Source organism: Brevundimonas sp. (assembly GCF_965278935.1).
Classification (GTDB): Bacteria; Pseudomonadota; Alphaproteobacteria; order Caulobacterales; family Caulobacteraceae; genus Brevundimonas.
Genome location: NZ_OZ257124.1, coordinates 1,101,626 through 1,116,770 on the forward strand (window position 1 = coordinate 1,101,626; position 15,145 = coordinate 1,116,770).

The window sequence follows — 15,145 nt, forward strand, 5'->3', positions numbered from 1 at the left end:
GCATCCGGTCACGGCGTCGCAGAATGCCGGGGGAAACGAACGCGCCTCGGCGCAGCGGAAGGGACCATGAATGCCCGAGATCATGAGCAACGGGACGCGCATCCACTGGGATCAGAGCGGCCGGGGCACGCCCGTCCTGCTGATCATGGGGCACCGCTATTCCTCGGCCATGTGGTACCCGGTCCTCGAGGCCTGGAAGGACCGTTACCATCTGATCTGGTTCGACAATCAGGGCACGGGTCAGAGCGGGGCGCGTTCAAAAACTTCCGTCGCCGAGATGACCTCGGACGCCCTGAACGTGCTCAGGGCGGCCGGCGTCGACAGCGCCCACGTCTACGGCGTCTCCATGGGCGGCGGCATCGCGCTCGAGTTCGGCATCCGTTACCCGGAGCACACCCGGTCGCTGATCCTCGGCTGCACCATGGCCAAGACGCCGGACATCCCGCCTCGTCCGAAATGGCTGGTCAGCATCCTGTATCGTGTCCTGCCGCTCCTGAAGGGATTGGCCTCAAAGAAGTTCAAGGGCGGCTACGGCGACGCGGCCCCCGACGACGCCATCGCTCGTGACAAGGTCATGCTCGACAAGGACCCCTTCTCGATGAAAGGCGTGATCGCCCAGAGTCACGCCATCATCGACTACTCCGTCACCCCCGGGGAGGTCGCGGGCGTAACTCTTCCGGCCATCGTCCTGCACGGCACCCAGGATCTGGCCGTCCCCTACGAGGGCGGCAAGACGCTGTCGGAAATGCTGCCCAACGCCCGCCTCGTCACCTTCCCAGACCTGGGCCACAACTATTTCGTCGGCGCCGCCGAGCGCGCCAACGCCGAGGTCGAGCGGTTCATCGAAGAGGTCGAGCAGGCTCGATGAGCGGCGGTTCGTCGGTGCGGCTCGATCAGTGGGAGCTGAGGGACTTCGATCCGGGCGCCGGGCCTGTTGAAGGCGGCGAGGCCTGGCTGGCCGTGGCCGCGCCCGGCGACACCTATCTCACGCTCGTCAACGCGGGCCGCCTCGACCACCCCTACAAGGCCCGGAACGAACACGCCGCCGCCTGGGTCCGGGACCGCGAATGGCGCTGGCGCACCACCTTCGTCGCACCCGAAGCCGGGGAGGGCGAAACCGTCGAGCTGGTGTTCGATGGTCTGGACACCTTCGCCACCGTCTATCTCGACGGGGCGGAGATCGGCCGCGCCGACAACATGTTCCGCCACTGGATTTTCTCCGTGGGCGATCGCCTGCGTGCGGGCGAGACCCACGCTCTGGAAGTCCGCTTCGACCCCACGGCCGTGGCGCTCGAGGGCAAGACGCCACCCCCGCCCTGGGCCGCGTTCACCGACCGGATCAGCCGTTCAAAGCGCAACCTGATGCGCAAGGCCCAGTTCGGCTGGGGCTGGGACTGGGGCCCCGACCTGCCGACCGTCGGCGTCTGGAAAAAGGCTCGCCTCGAGGTCCGCCCCCGCGCCCGCATCGACGACGTGGCCTTCACGACCTTGACCGCGACTTCTGCCCGGGCCGAGACCCGCATCGACGTCGAACTTTCCGGAACCACCGCCGGTCTCCGCACCGAGATCGTGCTGACCGACCCGCAGGGCCGAACGGCCTTCCGACAGGAGCGCGACGCCGCCGAGACCGCGCCGATCCCCCTGACACTCGATGCGCCGCAGCTGTGGTGGACCCACGACCTCGGCGCTCAGCCGCTTTACGACCTGACCGTTCGCCTCCTCGACGGAGACCGCCTCCTCGACGAAACAACACGCGCCGTCGGCGTGCGCACCATCGACCTGGATCAATCGCCCGATCCGGACGAACCCGGCGCGACCTTCTTCCGCTTCGTCCTCAACGGCATGCCGATCTTCGCCAAGGGCGCCTGCTGGGTGCCGACGACCTCCTTCGTCGCCGACGTCGCATCGGAGCCTTACGACCGGCTGATCGCCCACGCGGCCCGCGCCAACATGAACATGATCCGCGTCTGGGGCGGCGGCATCTACGAGCCCGACCTCTTCTACGATCTCTGCGACCGGAAGGGCGTGCTGATCTGGCAGGACTTCATGTTCGCCTGCGCCCCCTATCCCGATGACGACGCATTCGTCGCCTCCGTGCGCGCCGAGGTCGACCATCAGGTCCGCCGCCTGCGTCATCATCCCTCGATGGCCCTGTGGTGCGGCAACAACGAGAACGAGGCCATCCACCGTATCGACGTGGACGTCTCCGGCGTCGAAGTCCCCCTGCCGGGCGCCGTCCTCTATGACGCGGTCGTCCCCGGCATGCTGGCGACCCTCGATCCGACCACGCCTTACTGGCCTGGCAGCCCCGGCGGCGGCGCTCATCCCAACAGCATGAAGGCCGGAGATGTCCACGACTGGACGGTGTGGCACGGCATTCCGCCCATCCCCGACGACCGGATGGTCGAGCCCTTCGGCTATGCGCCGGAGAAGATCGTCTACCAGCGCTACGCCGAGGACACCGCCCGCTTCATCAGCGAGTTCGGCATCCAGGCCGCGCCTGCCCTGGCCACCCTCAAGCGCTGGATGGACCCCGCCGATCTCGATCCCGAGAGCGAGGGCTTCCACCTGCGGATCAAGGACGAGTCGAAAAAGGCCCTGGCCATGATCGACCCGGTCACCGGCCCGCCCGCGACGCTCCAGGACTATATCGACTTCACCCAATGGACCCAGGCCGAAGGTCTGAAGTTCGGCATCGAGCATTTCCGCCGTCGCCGTCCGCACTGCTCGGGCGCCCTGCTGTGGCAGTTCAACGACTGCTGGCCCTGCGTCAGCTGGAGCCTGATCGACTACGACGGGGTGGAGAAGGCGGCGTACCACGCCGTCCGCCGCGCCTTCGCGCCGGTCCTCGCCTCTTTCGGGGAACTGGGTGACGGCGCCGTCGAACTGTGGATCAGCAACGATACCCAAAGCCCTGTGGAAGACCGTGCGGTCATCGCCCTGACCACCCTCGACGGCCGCGCGATCTGGAGCGAGGAGGTCGCCCTCGACATCCCTGTCGATGCCAGCCTTTCGGTCTGGAGCGGCGTCGTCCCGGCCTGTGACGATCAGGTCCTGACGGTGCGATCGACGACTGGCGCCTACGAAGCCAACCGCCTCCTGACCGTCCCGGTCATGGACCTGAAGCTCGATGCGAGGGCGCGGCCGGTCATGACCGCTCGTGTCGTCGACGGCGCGCTCGAGGTCGAACTTTCCGCCCGGGTCTACCTCGCCTTCGTCCACCTCGTCTCCGATCGCGCGGACTTGGAGTTCAGCGACAACCACTTCGACCTGAGGGCAGGGGAGACCCGCAACATCCGCGTCACGGGGGCTTCGCCGGTCACTGCGGCCGAGGTCTCCGTCCGCTGCTGGAACGACCGGATCGCCGAGGCCTGATCTCATCAGGCAGTCGCACGACAGGGTTCACACCGCCCGTCGCGACGGCCCCGGGCAATGTGATACAGGGCGGTCATGATGATCCTGACCCTGCTGCTGCTCGCCCTTCAAACCCGGACGGGCCCCGACCTGAGCGCCTTCCCGGAGGCGTCTCCGCGTCTGGTCGCGGCCGCGCCGGCCGTGGCGGAGTTCGATCACGTCACCCTGCACGGTTATGAGGTTCGGGGCCGGAACGTCCGCGCCGTGCGCGCCAGCATCAACGAGGGCAAACCCGCCGACCTCAGCGGCGCGCGCCACGACGCCGTGACCTTCTGGAACTACCGGTGGCAGTTCTCGGGCGCGAACGGTCAGTGCGATCCGGCCAGAACCGAGGTGACCTATACCGTGACCCTCGTCCTGCCCGATCTGGCCACCCTCGATCAGATGAACCGCAACGACCGCGAGAGATGGAACACCTATTTCTCCGGCCTCGTCCTGCACGAGACCAATCACGTCCGGATCGCCCAGGCCGGCGCCGCGGGCATTCAGCAAGCGATGCGAGCGGCGCCCGATTGCGCAGCCGCCCAGGCGGCCGGAGCCGCGGAGAGCCAGAAGGTCGGCGCCGCCAGCGCCGAGTACGATCGACGGACCGCGCACGGTCGCACGGAAGGCGCCGTGTTCTGACGGCGCTGGAGCGGACCTGCCGCCGGTAGGCCGCCGACGCCCTTTCCGACTTGCCTTGCGGGCTCGCCTCGGCTCCGGTGTGGTCATGCGCGCCCATCCCGTCTTCGCCGACATGCCGGTGACCATCTTCGAGACGATGTCCGGCCTCGCCCGCCAGCACGGCGCCATCAATCTCGGTCAGGGGTTCCCCGACGATCAGGGGCCTGAGAGCCTGCGCCGTCTCGCCGCCGACGCCCTGATGACCGGCTCCAACCAGTATGCCCCGTCGCGCGGTCTGGCCGAGTTGCGCCACGCCGTCGTCGAACACTACGGCCGTCTGCAGGGCGTGCCCCTGACCTTTGACGGCGTCCTGATCACCTCCGGCGCCACAGAGGCGATCGCGGCCTCCATCCTGGCCTTCGTCCACCCGGGCGACGAGGTGATCCTCTTCGAACCCGCCTACGACGCCTACCGCCCTCTGATCGAGCGCGCTGGCGGCATGGCCGTCCCGGTTCGCCTCCAGCTGCCGCAATGGCGTCTGACGGAAGACGCCCTCGAGGCGGTGATCACCCCTCGCACCCGGATGGTCGTCTTCAACAACCCGCACAACCCGACCGCCCGCGCCTTCGACGCCGGGGAAGTCGCGGCCCTCGCCCGGGTCTGTGTTCGCCACGACCTGATCGCCCTCAGCGACGAGGTCTGGGAGCATGTGATCTTCGACGGTCGACGCCATCGCTCCCTGATCGCGGAGCCGGGCATGGCGTCACGCACACTGAAGATCGGCTCGGCCGGCAAAATGTTCGGCATGACCGGCTGGAAGATCGGCTTCGTCTGCGGCGACCCCGCCCTGGTCGATCCCGTCGCCAAGGCCCATCAGTTTCTCACCTTCGCCACTCCACCGAACCTCCAGAGCGCGGTCGCCGTCGGCCTCGGCTGGCCTGAGCAGACCTTCGTCGACATGCGCGCCGGGCTCCAGCGCTCCCGCGACCGACTGGCGGCGGGTCTGTCGGCCCGGGGCTTCGTCCTGACCCCGAGCGAGGGCACCTATTTCCTCGGTGTCGATCTCGCCGCCTCGGGTATTCCCCTGTCCGACGATGGCTTCTGTCGTCGAGCGGTGGTCGAGTTCGGCGTCGCCGCCATCCCCCTGTCCGCCTTCGTTTCGGACAAGGCGGCCGGATCGGTCATTCGCCTTTGCTTCGCCAAGGCCGACGCCGTGCTGGACGAGGCTGTCGAACGGCTCGGCAAGGCGGCCCATACCCTGCGCGCCTCGACCGCCGGCCGCTGACCCGCCGTCAGAGCCCGAGCTCGGCCCGTACCTTCTTCGTCAGTTTCGCCGCCACGATCCGGTGGCCGATGGCGAAATGTTCGGCCAGCTCCTCGTCGTCCCACGCGTCGGGATCGGGCAGGTTCACCCACTTCGCCCGCGCCAGATAGGGCGCAGGCCGCGCCTTCCCGGTCTCGGTCAGGATCTCCCAGGCGATGTCGGAGACCTTGAACGACACCCCGCCCTGTTCGCCGACCATGACGAACATCTTGCCGCCGACGCGATAGGCGTCGTGATGGTCGCCGAACGGGTGATCCAGGGTGACCCCGGGCAAGGCGAGGCAGGTCTTGCCTATGCCGGCCCGGTCCACGATCAGGCCTCGACGCCGACACCGATCGGACAGACGACGCCCGTTCCGCCGATGCCGCAGTAGCCGTCCGGATTCTTGGCCAGATAGCCCTGGTGATAGCCCTCGGCGAAATAGAAGGGCCCGGCCTCGGTGATCTCGGTCGTGATCTCGCCGCGCCCAGCCTTCGACAACGCCGCCTGATAGGCGTCGCGCGAGGCCTCCGCCTCGGCGCGCTGCGCGTCGTTCAGATAGTAGATGGCCGAGCGATAGGTCGAGCCGACGTCATTGCCCTGACGCATGCCCTGGGTCGGGTCGTGCCCTTCCCAGAAGGTCTTCAGCAGCTCGGCGTAGGAGATTTCCGCCGGATTGAACACGACCTGGACCACCTCGGTCTGGCCGGTCAGGCCGGTGCAGGTCTCCTCATAGGTCGGGTTGGGCGTGATCCCGCCCGAATAACCGACGGCCGTGACCCAGACGCCTGGCAGCGACCAGAACTTGCGCTCCACGCCCCAGAAACAACCCATGCCGAAGATGGCGGTCTCGAACCCTTCGGGATGCGGCCCCTTCAGCGGGCGGCCGTTGACGAAATGGACCTCGTCGGTCGGCAGCGGCGTGGACCGGCCGGGCAGGGCGGTGGCGCTGGTGGGCAGGGTGGTCTTCTGGCTCAGCATGGATGCGATCCGTGAGAAAAGGGACATGGCGACCATATGGGAATGCGCCCCCTGTTTTCCCAGACCTGTTTTGACCAGCGCGGCGCTTGCCCGAAGCGCCCGGCTGTTCTATCAGCCCTCCCTCCCCGGGCGACCTCCCGGGCGTTAGCCCTCGTGGTGAAACGGACAGGTGGCGGAGTGGTCGATCGCGCACGCTTGGAAAGCGTGTGTAGGTGAAAGCCTACCGAGGGTTCGAATCCCTCTCTGTCCGCCACGGGCTTGCTAAAAAACTACCCGCACATCGCGAAGAACCGCTCCACGCCCGCTTCCGAGCCCGGATGCGGCGCATAGACCTCGCGTTCCCCGTCCACCCACTGGGCGATCCAGCCGATGCGGCGGAAACGCTGCATGACGGGTTCGCTGGTGGCGGCGGAGGCGGTCAGGAGGTCACCGTCGTGCAGCTGCGACGGCTCGCCCTCGGCGGCGAACCGTTCGGTCTCTCCGCCCGACTCCAGATAGATTTCACGATCGCCAGTCTGCCCCAAGGCTGTCAGGTCGATTTTCCCGGACCCGGCCGTGCAGTCGAGGCCGAGGCGAAGGTCGTCGCTGGCCTCCACGCCATAGGCCAGGCGGGCCACCCCCTCGTCGCGCGTATAATGCCAGTCGTACCCGGCGACAGGGGCGGGGGCCGGAGACGCGACAGCCGCCGTCACGACAGGCTCAGTTTTGTCCACGCTGGCGCAGGCGCTCGTCAAAGCGGCCAAGGCCAGAACCGGCAACCATAGAATCCGCATGCGACCTCCCGAAATCACCCGCTGCAAAGTTCGGCGAAGCGGCGCAGCTTGGCAAGGTGGGCGGCGGGCACGGCGACAGCCTGATGAGTTCCGCCGACGGCGACGTCTAGAGCGCCTGTGACAAGGAACTGGCCGAAGACCGGGTGATCGGTGCGCAGCGCCACCGACTGATGGTCGGCCGTCGCCTCGCTTTCGCCCGTTGCGGTCGCCGTGCCCGAGGCGATGGTGGCGATGCCGGCGTTGGTCGAGCCGAACAGGTCCAGCCGCGCCACGCCCGCGCCCGGCTGACATTCGAGGATGGCCTTGAGCTGGGGCGTGTCGGGGATCTCGTTGGCCAACACCAGAGGCCCGTCCTCATACAGGGTCCAGGTCCAGCCCCCCTGAGGCGGAGCGCCATGAAGCGCGGCAAGCGCCGCGATTGTCACCAAGAATGTCATGCTTCAGGCCCCCCGACCGGACGGATTACGCCCGGCCCGGAGAACAATAGGACAGAAAATCGCGCACGAGGCGACGTTCTTCGGTGCTGGCGGCCAACTGGAACCGACCGGCGTCGCCGACGACCGTCATGCGGCCGTTCCGGGCCAGCCCGGCCAGCGCCGGATCGTCGAGCGGAATGGCGGTCTCCTCGGCGTCGCCGCCGGACAGGGGGTCGATCTGCAGGCTGGCCCGCGTCAGGCGCGCGCCCTCGACCTGCACGTCGCCATAGACGGCGGCCGTCGCGTCGCCGGGCATGCAGGTGACCATCAGGGCCAGTTGATCGGAGTTGGCGACGCCATAGGCCAGCTTGGCCAAGGCGCCCTCATGGTGGACGCTCCAGCTCATGACCGGGGCGGCCATGACACCCTGGGCCTCGACGTCCGGCGCGACATCGCGCGACTGCGCCGCGAAAGCGACCAGTCCGAGAGCGGCGACGGCGGGAACGAGAACCTTGAACATCGGTGGAAACCTTTGCGTCTGAAGGGCAAACGCGGGTTTCCGTTAACGGTTCACGGCAGAGCTTGCGCTCCGGCCGACCCGTGATGCTCAGGACACGATCTTCCTGCGCTCAGACAGCGAGCCGCCGCGCGACCAGCGGTCGCGCTCTTAACAGCGCTCAAGCAGCGAGACGCCGCGCGTCGAGCGATAGCGCACTAAAATGGGCTGAACCTCTCCACCAGGCTCTGGGCCGCCGGCGTGGCCTGCACCCGGCTGATATCGCCGCGGCCGCCATAGCTGATGCGGGCCTCGGCGATCTGGGTGTGGGCGATGGTGTTGGCGGACGAGATGTCCTCCGGCCGCACGATCCCGGCGACGGTCAGCTCGCGGACCTCGCGGTTGGTGCGCACTTCTTGCCGACCTTGAATCACCAGATTGCCGTTCGACAGGATGTCGGTGACCACGGCGGCGATGGTCAGGTTGACCCGTTCCGACCGGCTGACCGATCCCGTGCCGTTGGCGTTGGACGAACCCTCGACCCCGACGAGGGCCTGCGGATCGAAGCCGCCCGGGAAGGCGCGGCCGAGGCTGTTTTCCAGCCCGAAGAAGTTGGTCACTCCACCCGTGATGTCGTTGGTGCGGCTGCGGCTGGTGGTGTTGGACGTCTGGGCCTGATCATCGATGTCGATGTTGACGGTCAGGATGTCGCCGATGTTCCGCGCCCGCTGGTCGCCGAAGAAGGCGCGCGCCCCCGTCCGCCACAGGGAGTTGGCGCTGGCCGAGCGGGGCTCGGGCGCGGCCTGATAGGTCTGGCTGACCGGCACGAGCTGGGCCGGATAGCCGATGGGCGCCAGCTGCGGGCCCTGCACCGTTTCGACGACGGTGGAGCAGGCGCCGAGGGAAACCGCAGCGAGGGAGAGAACGAGGACGGACTGACGCATGACTTACATTCCCTGACGGGCGAACGAGTTGGAGGCCTGGGCGCGGGCCCCGGCGCCGGCCCTGGCCTGACCGGGGCCCGAGGCGATGGCGTCGATGGTGCGGCCCGACGTCGTGTTGAGGACGGGTACGGGCTCGCCGACGGCGGCGTCGCGGGTCGCGCGTCCTGTGACGGTCAGGGTCACGCCGCCCGCGATATAGGCGACCTCGACCATGTCGTTGCGGGCGATGACGCGTGGCGAGATCAGGTCGCGCTGGCCGACCACAGCCCCGGCGCGCAGGGCCCGGCGAGCGCTCAGGCCGATGACCTGTTCGGCGTCCGACGGCGATCCACCCTGGGCCAGATGCGCTTGCACGGTGGTCCAGATGACGTCCTCGGGCTGGACCACGTCGCCGGCGGCCAGACTGCGGGCCCAGGTCAGGACCTCGACCGTGGCGGCGCGTTGGCCGACGGCGGGCATGACGCTCCCGGCAGCCGGAGCGCCGCCGGGCGCCAACGCGGCATGGCGGACGACCACGCGACGCAGGCCCTGCGGATTGGCCCACTGCAGGCCTGCGCGCGAGGCGATGGCCTGAAGCTGACCGGCCTCGAACACCACCGACGGCCCGGCGCGACTGGCGACCACGACGCCCGAGGCCGATCCGGCCCCGTCGAAGATATCGCCCAGGGTGACGCTGCCGTCGTCGTCGACCGGATTGACCTTCAGCGTCACCGGGCCGGCGAGGGCGGGGGAGGCGACCAGCGCCAGCGCCGCCGCCAATGTCAGAAGCCGGGTCATCAGCCCTTCACCTGCGCCGAGACGCTCATCATCTCGTCGGCCGTGGTGATGACCTTGGAGTTCATCTCGTAGGCGCGCTGGGCGATGATCAGGGCGCTGATCTCGGTCACTGCGTCGACGTTTGACGCCTCGGTGTAGCCCTGCAGAAGTTGCCCGAAGCCGGTCTCGCCGGGCGTGCCGGTCGTGGCCGGGCCGGACGCGGCGGTTTCCAGCAGCAGGTTGTCGCCGATGGCTTCCAGGCCCGCCTCGTTGAAGAAGGTCGCGATCTCCAGCTGGCCCACGACGGCCGCCTCGGGCGACCCCGCCGAGATGACCTGCACCTGGCCGGTCTTGGAGATGATCACATCGACCGCATCCTGCGGGATCGAGATGGCCGGCTCGACCGCATAGCCGTCCTCGGTCACCAGCTGGCCTTCGCCCGACAGGGAGAAGTTGCCGGCGCGGGTGTAGCCGATCTCGCCCGAAGGCAGGGTGATCTGGAAATAGCCCTGGCCGTCGATGGCGACGTCATAGTCGCTGCCGGTCTGGGTCGGGGTGCCCTGGTCGGTGATGCGATAGACGCTGCCCGCCTTGACGCCGAGACCGATCTGGATGCCGGTCGGGACGACGGTCCCCTGGCTGGACGACTGCGCGCCCATCCGTTCGACGTTCTGGTAGATCAGGTCCTGGAACTCGGCCCGTTGGCGCTTGTAGCCGACGGTGTTCATGTTCGCGATGTTGTTGGAGATGACCTCCACGTTCAGCTGCTGGGCGGCCATGCCCGAGGCGGCGGTGCGAAGTGCGCGCATCTATGTGTTCCTTAGGTCGACCGCCCCAGTCGCTCGACCGAGCGACGGGACAGTTCGGTGACGTTCTCGATCATCTTGGTCGCGCGTTCGTAGGCGCGGCTGATCTCGATCAACTGGGTGATTTCGACGAGGGGATTGACGTTCGATCCCTCGAGCATGCCCTGGCGCACCTGGACGCCGGCGGCGTCGATGGGCGTGGCGTTGGAGGCGTTGCGGTACAGCCCGTCGCCGTCCTTCGACAGGACGGCCAGATTGTCGAACCGGGCCAGGCCCAGCTGGCCGATGGTGACGCCGTCCTGGCTGATGTTGCCGTCGTCCGCGACGGTGATCGGGCCTTTGGCCGGGTCGATCGTGATCGGGCCGCCGTCGCCCAGCACGGGCAGGCCGGCCTTGGTGACCAGCTCGCCCTCGGGGCTGATGGTGAAGGCCCCGTCGCGGGTGTAGGCCTCATTGGCCCCGTCCTGGACTTTGAAGAACACCCCCTCGCCGTCGATGGCGAAGTCCAGGTCCCGGCCGGTCTGCTGCAGAGAGCCCTGGCTGAAGTCGCGGCCCACGCCGTTGTCCAGAACGAAGCTGGCGCCCGGCCGGATCGCATCGTTGCGCGCCCGGTTCCCGACCTCGGTGCCCAGCAGCAGTTGCTCGACCTTGAAGCCGGTGGTGTCCGCATTGGCGATGTTGTTGGCCGCGATGTCGAGTTCGCGACGCAGGGTCATCTGCCGGGACAGTCCGATGTAGGCGGCGTTTTCCACTTGGGCTCCAGAGCTCCTTCGCTCCGTCCCACGCAACGACCGTGCCAACAGGGTTAACGCCCGTGCCGTCTGGATTTGCAGGGGTTTCGCGCCCCGACAGCCCGGCAAATCTTGCCGGATTTACACCTCGCGTTAACCAAACCGGCCGCATCCGGGTGACTGGGAATTTCCGGGGCGACCGCCTGATGATCAAGCTCGGCAAGAAAAAGGATAAGGCGTCCGCCGACGCGGCGACCGACCTGGCCGTCGCGCATGGCGCCGAGGTCGAGGGCGAGGCGCCGGCCAAGAAGAAGCTGCCCCTGCTGTTCATCATCGCGCCCGTGGCCCTGCTGGTTCTGGGCGGCGGCGGGGCCGGGGCCTTCTTCATGCTCCAGCCCAAGCCTGCGGCCGCCCAAGGCGAGCACGGCGAGGAAGCCGCCAAGGGCGGTCACGGCGAAGAGAAGAAGGGTGGCCACGGCGAAAAGAAGGGCGGCGGCGGTCACGGAGCCGCGGCCGAAGGCGAGGCCGATCCCGCTCTGGGCAAGATCAGCGAGGGCCCGGACGGCGTCACCTTCCTGACCCTCCCGGACATGGTGGTGAACATCCAGTCGCCTGACGGCCGCCCGACCGTGATGAAGCTGGCCCTGACGCTTGAGATGCAGGACGCCGACGTGGCCTATTCGCTGCAGGAACAGATGCCGCGCATGCAGGACATGTTCCAGGGCTTCCTTCGCGAAATCCGCCCCGAGGACATCGCCGGATCGTCCGGCGCCTATCAGCTGCGCACCGAGATCCTGCGCCGGGTGAACCTCATCGCCGCCCCGGCCAAGGTCGATGCCGTCCTCATTGAAGAGATGCTCGTTCAATAATGGCCGACACGGACGAACTCGATCCGTTCGCCGCCGCCGACGCCTTCGGTGAGGACCGCCACAGCGCGGCCTCCGAACGCGTTCTGAACCAGGACGAGATCGACAACCTTCTCGGCTTCGACCTCGGCGACGGCGACGATTCCGAGCGGACCGGCATCCGCGCCATCATCAACTCCGCGCTCGTCTCCTACGAGCGTCTGCCGATGCTGGAGATCGTCTTCGACCGCCTGGTGCGGTTGATGACGACGTCGTTGCGGAACTTCACGTCCGACAACGTCGAGGTCAGTCTCGATAACATTTCGTCGATCCGTTTCGGCGACTATCTGAACTCCATCCCTCTGCCTGCGATCCTGGCGGTGTTCCGGGCCGAGGAGCTCGACAACTACGGCCTGCTGACGGTCGATTCCAACCTGATCTATTCGATCGTGGACGTGCTGCTGGGCGGCCGTCGCGGCACCGCGGCCCTGCGCATCGAGGGCCGACCCTACACCACGATCGAGCGCGTTCTGGTCCAGCGGATGGTCGAGGTCATCCTGGCCGACGCCCAGGCCGCCTTCGAGCCACTGACGCCCGTCCATTTCAATCTCGACCGGCTGGAGACGAACCCCCGTTTCGCGGCCATCGCGCGCCCGGCCAACGCAGCCATTCTGGTCAAGCTGCGCATCGACATGGAAGATCGCGGCGGTCGCGTCGAACTCCTGCTGCCCTACGCCACCCTCGAACCCATCCGGAAGATGCTGCTGCAGCAGTTCATGGGTGAGAAGTTCGGCCGCGACAATATCTGGGAAGGCCACCTGGCCACCGAACTCTGGACCACGGACACCGAGATCCGCGCCGTCCTCGACGAGCAGCAGGTGCCCCTGTCCAGGGCCCTGGGGTTCAAGGTCGGCGACACCTTCATGTTGAACGCGACGCCGGATTCCGACGTCTCGATCCGCTGCGGCACCATCCCGGTCACGACCGGAAAGATGGGCCGCAAGGGCCAGCATATCGCCGTGCGGGTCGAGGCGCCGATCAGCGTCGAGGCCGCCACCAGCCTGACCAAGGGAAGGCGCTGACATGACCGGCATGATCCTGGATGCCATCCTGATGCTGCTGCTGGTGGCCGCCCTCGGCTACGGCGTCCGGCTCGAGAAGAAGTTGACGCAGCTCCGCGCGGGCCAGCTGGCCTTCGCCGGCGCCGTGACCGAGCTGAACGCCGCCTGCACCCGCGCCGAGAACGCCCTGGGCTCGCTCCGCGCCTCGGGCGAGGAAGCCGACCTGCTTCACGACCGCATCATCAAGGCGCGGGCGTTGAAGACGGATCTGGAACAACTCATGGCCCGCAGCGGCCGCACGACTTCTCCCTTCCCCATGGGGGAGGGTGGTCGAAGCGAAGCGGAGACCGGGTGGGGGCGGCAGGGCGAGCCAGACTCCGATCGTGCCCGCGTCGCGGCGCCGCCCCCACCCGGTCGCTCCGCGACCACCCTCCCCCGCGGGGGGAGGGAGAATCTCAGCGCCGCTCCTGCAACCCCTGCCACCCCCGACCCCGACGACCGCGCCTTCCGCATGGCCGCCCTCGCCGAGCGCATCCACGGCATGGCCACTCCGGCGCCTGCCGCGGCCGGCGCCGGCAACGTCCAGGCCATCCTGCATGCCCTGACCGCTAACCAAGCCGCGAAGCAAACCCTCAACCGTGCGCGCGTAAATCTCGCCCCCGACGACGACCTGTTCGCCGCCTAATCTCCCGGATTTTCTGAACCAATGGCCAAGCTGCCCCGCCTCCTGCCCCTGATCGCCGTCGCCATCGGCGGGGTCGTGGCCGTGCGCGCCGTCGGCGCCGGGCCGGACCTGTTCCAGGGCGCGCGCGCCTGGGCCGAGGAAGCCACCGCCGCCGTCTCCGAAACCGTCGCGACCCCGGCCGCCACGCGCCCGGCTCCGGCCGTCTGCGCCCTGACGCCCGAACAACTGGCCCAGCAGGCGGGCATTTCTCCGGCCGAGTTGCGCATCATCCAGTCGCTGAGCGCCCGCCGCACCGAGCTGGACGCCCGCGACGCCGACTTCGCCACGACCCTGCCGCTGATGGTCGCCGCCGAACAGAAGCTGGACGCCAAGGTCCAGGCCCTCAACGCCATCAAGGCCGAGGTCCAGGCCCTGCTGGGTCAGGTGGACGAGCGCGAGGCCGCCGAGACCGCCCGTCTGGTCGCCGTCTATTCCGCCATGCGCCCGCGCGAGGCCGCCGCCGTCTTCACGACGCTGGACGACAGCGTCCGCCTGCCCATCGCCGCCGCCATGCGTCCGCGCGGCCTGTCGGCCATCATGGCCCAGATGCCCGCCCCTGCCGCCCGTGAACTGACCGAGAAACTGGCCCGACGCTTCCAGGCGCAGCAACTCGCCGCCCGCGCCGCCGCCGCCTCGGCCCCGGTCGCGCCGACCCAGACCGCTGCGACGACGCCGACCACGGCCGCTCCGGCTCCGACCCAGACGGCCGCGCCCGTCGCCACGACGCCTCCGGCCGCCCAGCCCGCGGTCAATCGCGCGCCGGCCCGCACGCCCGCCCGCACGCCGGCGCGTCAGACCCCGCGCGCGACGACCCCGGCCGCCACACCCCCCGCGCCCGCCGGACCCCAGCCGTATGCACCGGCTGCGGGCGTGTCTGGCGCCGCCGCCAACCCGGCCGCGCCGCGCCAGTCGGTCCAGTAGTCACCGTTCCGGTTGGCGCCGGGGACAGGGGCGGCTATGCACCGCGCCTGTCACTTCCGAAGGCCCCGCCATGTCCGACACGCCCCCCGACCGTCTCTCGGTCAACCCGAACAACAAATACTACGACGCCGACGTGCTTCAGCGCGGCGTGGGCATCCGGTTCAAGGGCGAGGAAAAGACCAACGTCGATGAATACTGCGTGTCCGAAGGCTGGGTCCGCCTCGCCGTCGGCAAGGCCGTCGACCGCAAGGGCAACGCCCTGACCGTCAAGCTGCAAGGCACGGTCGAGCCCTACTTCCAGAGCGCCGTCGAGGACGAGGCGGAAGGCTAGGACCCGCCTTCTGTTGCGGAGTCCAATGAAGAGTCGCCGA

At 68.4% G+C, this 15,145-nt stretch carries 18 protein-coding genes and 1 tRNA gene; 10 read left to right on the forward strand and 9 right to left on the reverse strand.

Features of this window, described 5'->3' with window-relative positions; genetic code table 11:
- Positions 1–70 precede the first annotated feature (70 nt).
- From ACQY68_RS05485 to ACQY68_RS05500, 4 genes are all read left to right on the forward strand, one after another.
- A complete protein-coding gene (locus ACQY68_RS05485; protein WP_428152046.1) occupies positions 71–868 on the forward strand; it encodes an alpha/beta fold hydrolase in 798 nt (265 codons plus the stop codon).
- A complete protein-coding gene (locus tag ACQY68_RS05490) occupies positions 865–3,375 on the forward strand; it encodes a glycosyl hydrolase 2 galactose-binding domain-containing protein (RefSeq protein WP_428152047.1) in 2,511 nt (836 codons plus the stop codon). Before ACQY68_RS05485 ends, ACQY68_RS05490 begins: the two co-directional genes overlap by 4 nt.
- 75 nt (positions 3,376–3,450) lie before the next feature.
- The gene (locus ACQY68_RS05495; RefSeq protein ID WP_428152048.1) at positions 3,451–4,038 is read left to right on the forward strand and encodes a DUF922 domain-containing protein; all 588 of its coding nucleotides are present in this window, start codon (positions 3,451–3,453) and stop codon (positions 4,036–4,038) included.
- An 85-nt stretch (positions 4,039–4,123) separates the two neighbouring features.
- A complete protein-coding gene (locus tag ACQY68_RS05500; protein ID WP_428152049.1) occupies positions 4,124–5,302 on the forward strand; it encodes an aminotransferase in 1,179 nt (392 codons plus the stop codon).
- A gap of 7 nt (positions 5,303–5,309) precedes the next feature.
- Here the strand turns inward: ACQY68_RS05500 and ACQY68_RS05505 are convergent, their stop codons facing one another.
- Together ACQY68_RS05505 and msrA are read right to left on the reverse strand one after the other, a co-directional pair.
- Positions 5,310–5,651: an MmcQ/YjbR family DNA-binding protein gene (locus ACQY68_RS05505; protein ID WP_428152050.1), complete on the reverse strand. Its 342-nt coding sequence runs from the start codon at positions 5,649–5,651 to the stop codon at positions 5,310–5,312.
- 2 nt (positions 5,652–5,653) lie between these two features.
- Positions 5,654–6,301: a peptide-methionine (S)-S-oxide reductase MsrA gene (msrA, locus tag ACQY68_RS05510; RefSeq protein WP_428152051.1), complete on the reverse strand. Its 648-nt coding sequence runs from the start codon at positions 6,299–6,301 to the stop codon at positions 5,654–5,656.
- Between the two features lie 163 nt (positions 6,302–6,464).
- Here msrA and ACQY68_RS05515 point away from each other — a divergent pair.
- Positions 6,465–6,554 (forward strand) — tRNA-Ser (locus ACQY68_RS05515).
- Positions 6,555–6,570: 16 nt separating this feature from the next.
- On the opposite strand, the gene ACQY68_RS05520 is transcribed toward ACQY68_RS05515, so the two are convergent.
- The 7 genes from ACQY68_RS05520 to flgF form a co-directional block, all read right to left on the reverse strand.
- Complete coding sequence (locus ACQY68_RS05520) at positions 6,571–7,074, reverse strand: hypothetical protein (protein WP_428152052.1); 504 nt, start codon at positions 7,072–7,074, stop codon at positions 6,571–6,573.
- A 14-nt stretch (positions 7,075–7,088) separates the two neighbouring features.
- Entirely contained in the window at positions 7,089–7,511 is a 423-nt protein-coding gene (locus tag ACQY68_RS05525) for a hypothetical protein (RefSeq protein ID WP_428152053.1), read from the reverse strand.
- Positions 7,512–7,536: 25 nt separating this feature from the next.
- A complete protein-coding gene (locus ACQY68_RS05530) occupies positions 7,537–8,010 on the reverse strand; it encodes a hypothetical protein (protein ID WP_428152054.1) in 474 nt (157 codons plus the stop codon).
- A gap of 194 nt (positions 8,011–8,204) precedes the next feature.
- The gene (gene flgH, locus ACQY68_RS05535; RefSeq protein ID WP_428152055.1) at positions 8,205–8,930 is read right to left on the reverse strand and encodes a flagellar basal body L-ring protein FlgH; all 726 of its coding nucleotides are present in this window, start codon (positions 8,928–8,930) and stop codon (positions 8,205–8,207) included.
- Between the two features lie 3 nt (positions 8,931–8,933).
- Positions 8,934–9,707, reverse strand: a complete 774-nt coding sequence (gene flgA / locus ACQY68_RS05540; protein ID WP_428152056.1) for a flagellar basal body P-ring formation chaperone FlgA — start codon at positions 9,705–9,707, stop codon at positions 8,934–8,936.
- Entirely contained in the window at positions 9,707–10,495 is a 789-nt protein-coding gene (flgG, locus tag ACQY68_RS05545; RefSeq protein WP_428152057.1) for a flagellar basal-body rod protein FlgG, read from the reverse strand. The genes flgA and flgG overlap by 1 nt, the downstream gene beginning before the upstream one ends.
- 11 nt (positions 10,496–10,506) lie before the next feature.
- Positions 10,507–11,244, reverse strand: coding sequence for a flagellar basal-body rod protein FlgF (gene flgF / locus ACQY68_RS05550; RefSeq protein WP_428152058.1), 738 nt, complete (start codon positions 11,242–11,244; stop codon positions 10,507–10,509).
- Between the two features lie 185 nt (positions 11,245–11,429).
- Here flgF and ACQY68_RS05555 point away from each other — a divergent pair, with 185 nt between their 5' ends.
- The 5 genes from ACQY68_RS05555 (at position 11,430) to ACQY68_RS05575 (ending at position 15,105) form a co-directional block, all read left to right on the forward strand.
- The gene (locus tag ACQY68_RS05555; protein ID WP_428152059.1) at positions 11,430–12,092 is read left to right on the forward strand and encodes a flagellar basal body-associated FliL family protein; all 663 of its coding nucleotides are present in this window, start codon (positions 11,430–11,432) and stop codon (positions 12,090–12,092) included.
- On the forward strand, positions 12,092–13,150 hold the full coding sequence (fliM, locus tag ACQY68_RS05560; protein WP_428152060.1) for a flagellar motor switch protein FliM: 1,059 nt from the start codon (positions 12,092–12,094) through the stop codon (positions 13,148–13,150). Before ACQY68_RS05555 ends, fliM begins: the two co-directional genes overlap by 1 nt.
- A 1-nt stretch (position 13,151) precedes the next feature.
- Positions 13,152–13,814, forward strand: coding sequence for a DUF6468 domain-containing protein (locus ACQY68_RS05565; RefSeq protein WP_428152061.1), 663 nt, complete (start codon positions 13,152–13,154; stop codon positions 13,812–13,814).
- Positions 13,815–13,835: 21 nt separating this feature from the next.
- On the forward strand, positions 13,836–14,774 hold the full coding sequence (locus ACQY68_RS05570) for a MotE family protein (protein WP_428152062.1): 939 nt from the start codon (positions 13,836–13,838) through the stop codon (positions 14,772–14,774).
- Between the two features lie 70 nt (positions 14,775–14,844).
- Positions 14,845–15,105, forward strand: coding sequence for a DUF3297 family protein (locus tag ACQY68_RS05575; RefSeq protein WP_428152063.1), 261 nt, complete (start codon positions 14,845–14,847; stop codon positions 15,103–15,105).
- Positions 15,106–15,145: the final 40 nt, after the last annotated feature.

Bases quoted from the DNA above. Each gene is read 5' to 3' on its own strand.
- fliM (WP_428152060.1), top strand. From the start codon at position 12,092: ATGGCCGACACGGACGAACTCGATCCGTTCGCCGCCGCCGACGCCTTC.
- flgA (WP_428152056.1), bottom strand. From the start codon at position 9,707: ATGACCCGGCTTCTGACATTGGCGGCGGCGCTGGCGCTGGTCGCCTCC.
- flgG (WP_428152057.1), bottom strand. From the start codon at position 10,495: ATGCGCGCACTTCGCACCGCCGCCTCGGGCATGGCCGCCCAGCAGCTG.
- ACQY68_RS05520 (WP_428152052.1), bottom strand. From the start codon at position 7,074: ATGCGGATTCTATGGTTGCCGGTTCTGGCCTTGGCCGCTTTGACGAGC.
- flgH (WP_428152055.1), bottom strand. From the start codon at position 8,930: ATGCGTCAGTCCGTCCTCGTTCTCTCCCTCGCTGCGGTTTCCCTCGGC.
- msrA (WP_428152051.1), bottom strand. From the start codon at position 6,301: ATGCTGAGCCAGAAGACCACCCTGCCCACCAGCGCCACCGCCCTGCCC.
- ACQY68_RS05525 (WP_428152053.1), bottom strand. From the start codon at position 7,511: ATGACATTCTTGGTGACAATCGCGGCGCTTGCCGCGCTTCATGGCGCT.
- ACQY68_RS05495 (WP_428152048.1), top strand. From the start codon at position 3,451: ATGATGATCCTGACCCTGCTGCTGCTCGCCCTTCAAACCCGGACGGGC.
- ACQY68_RS05570 (WP_428152062.1), top strand. From the start codon at position 13,836: ATGGCCAAGCTGCCCCGCCTCCTGCCCCTGATCGCCGTCGCCATCGGC.
- ACQY68_RS05530 (WP_428152054.1), bottom strand. From the start codon at position 8,010: ATGTTCAAGGTTCTCGTTCCCGCCGTCGCCGCTCTCGGACTGGTCGCT.
- ACQY68_RS05565 (WP_428152061.1), top strand. From the start codon at position 13,152: ATGACCGGCATGATCCTGGATGCCATCCTGATGCTGCTGCTGGTGGCC.
- ACQY68_RS05575 (WP_428152063.1), top strand. From the start codon at position 14,845: ATGTCCGACACGCCCCCCGACCGTCTCTCGGTCAACCCGAACAACAAA.
- ACQY68_RS05500 (WP_428152049.1), top strand. From the start codon at position 4,124: ATGCGCGCCCATCCCGTCTTCGCCGACATGCCGGTGACCATCTTCGAG.
- ACQY68_RS05490 (WP_428152047.1), top strand. From the start codon at position 865: ATGAGCGGCGGTTCGTCGGTGCGGCTCGATCAGTGGGAGCTGAGGGAC.
- ACQY68_RS05485 (WP_428152046.1), top strand. From the start codon at position 71: ATGCCCGAGATCATGAGCAACGGGACGCGCATCCACTGGGATCAGAGC.
- ACQY68_RS05555 (WP_428152059.1), top strand. From the start codon at position 11,430: ATGATCAAGCTCGGCAAGAAAAAGGATAAGGCGTCCGCCGACGCGGCG.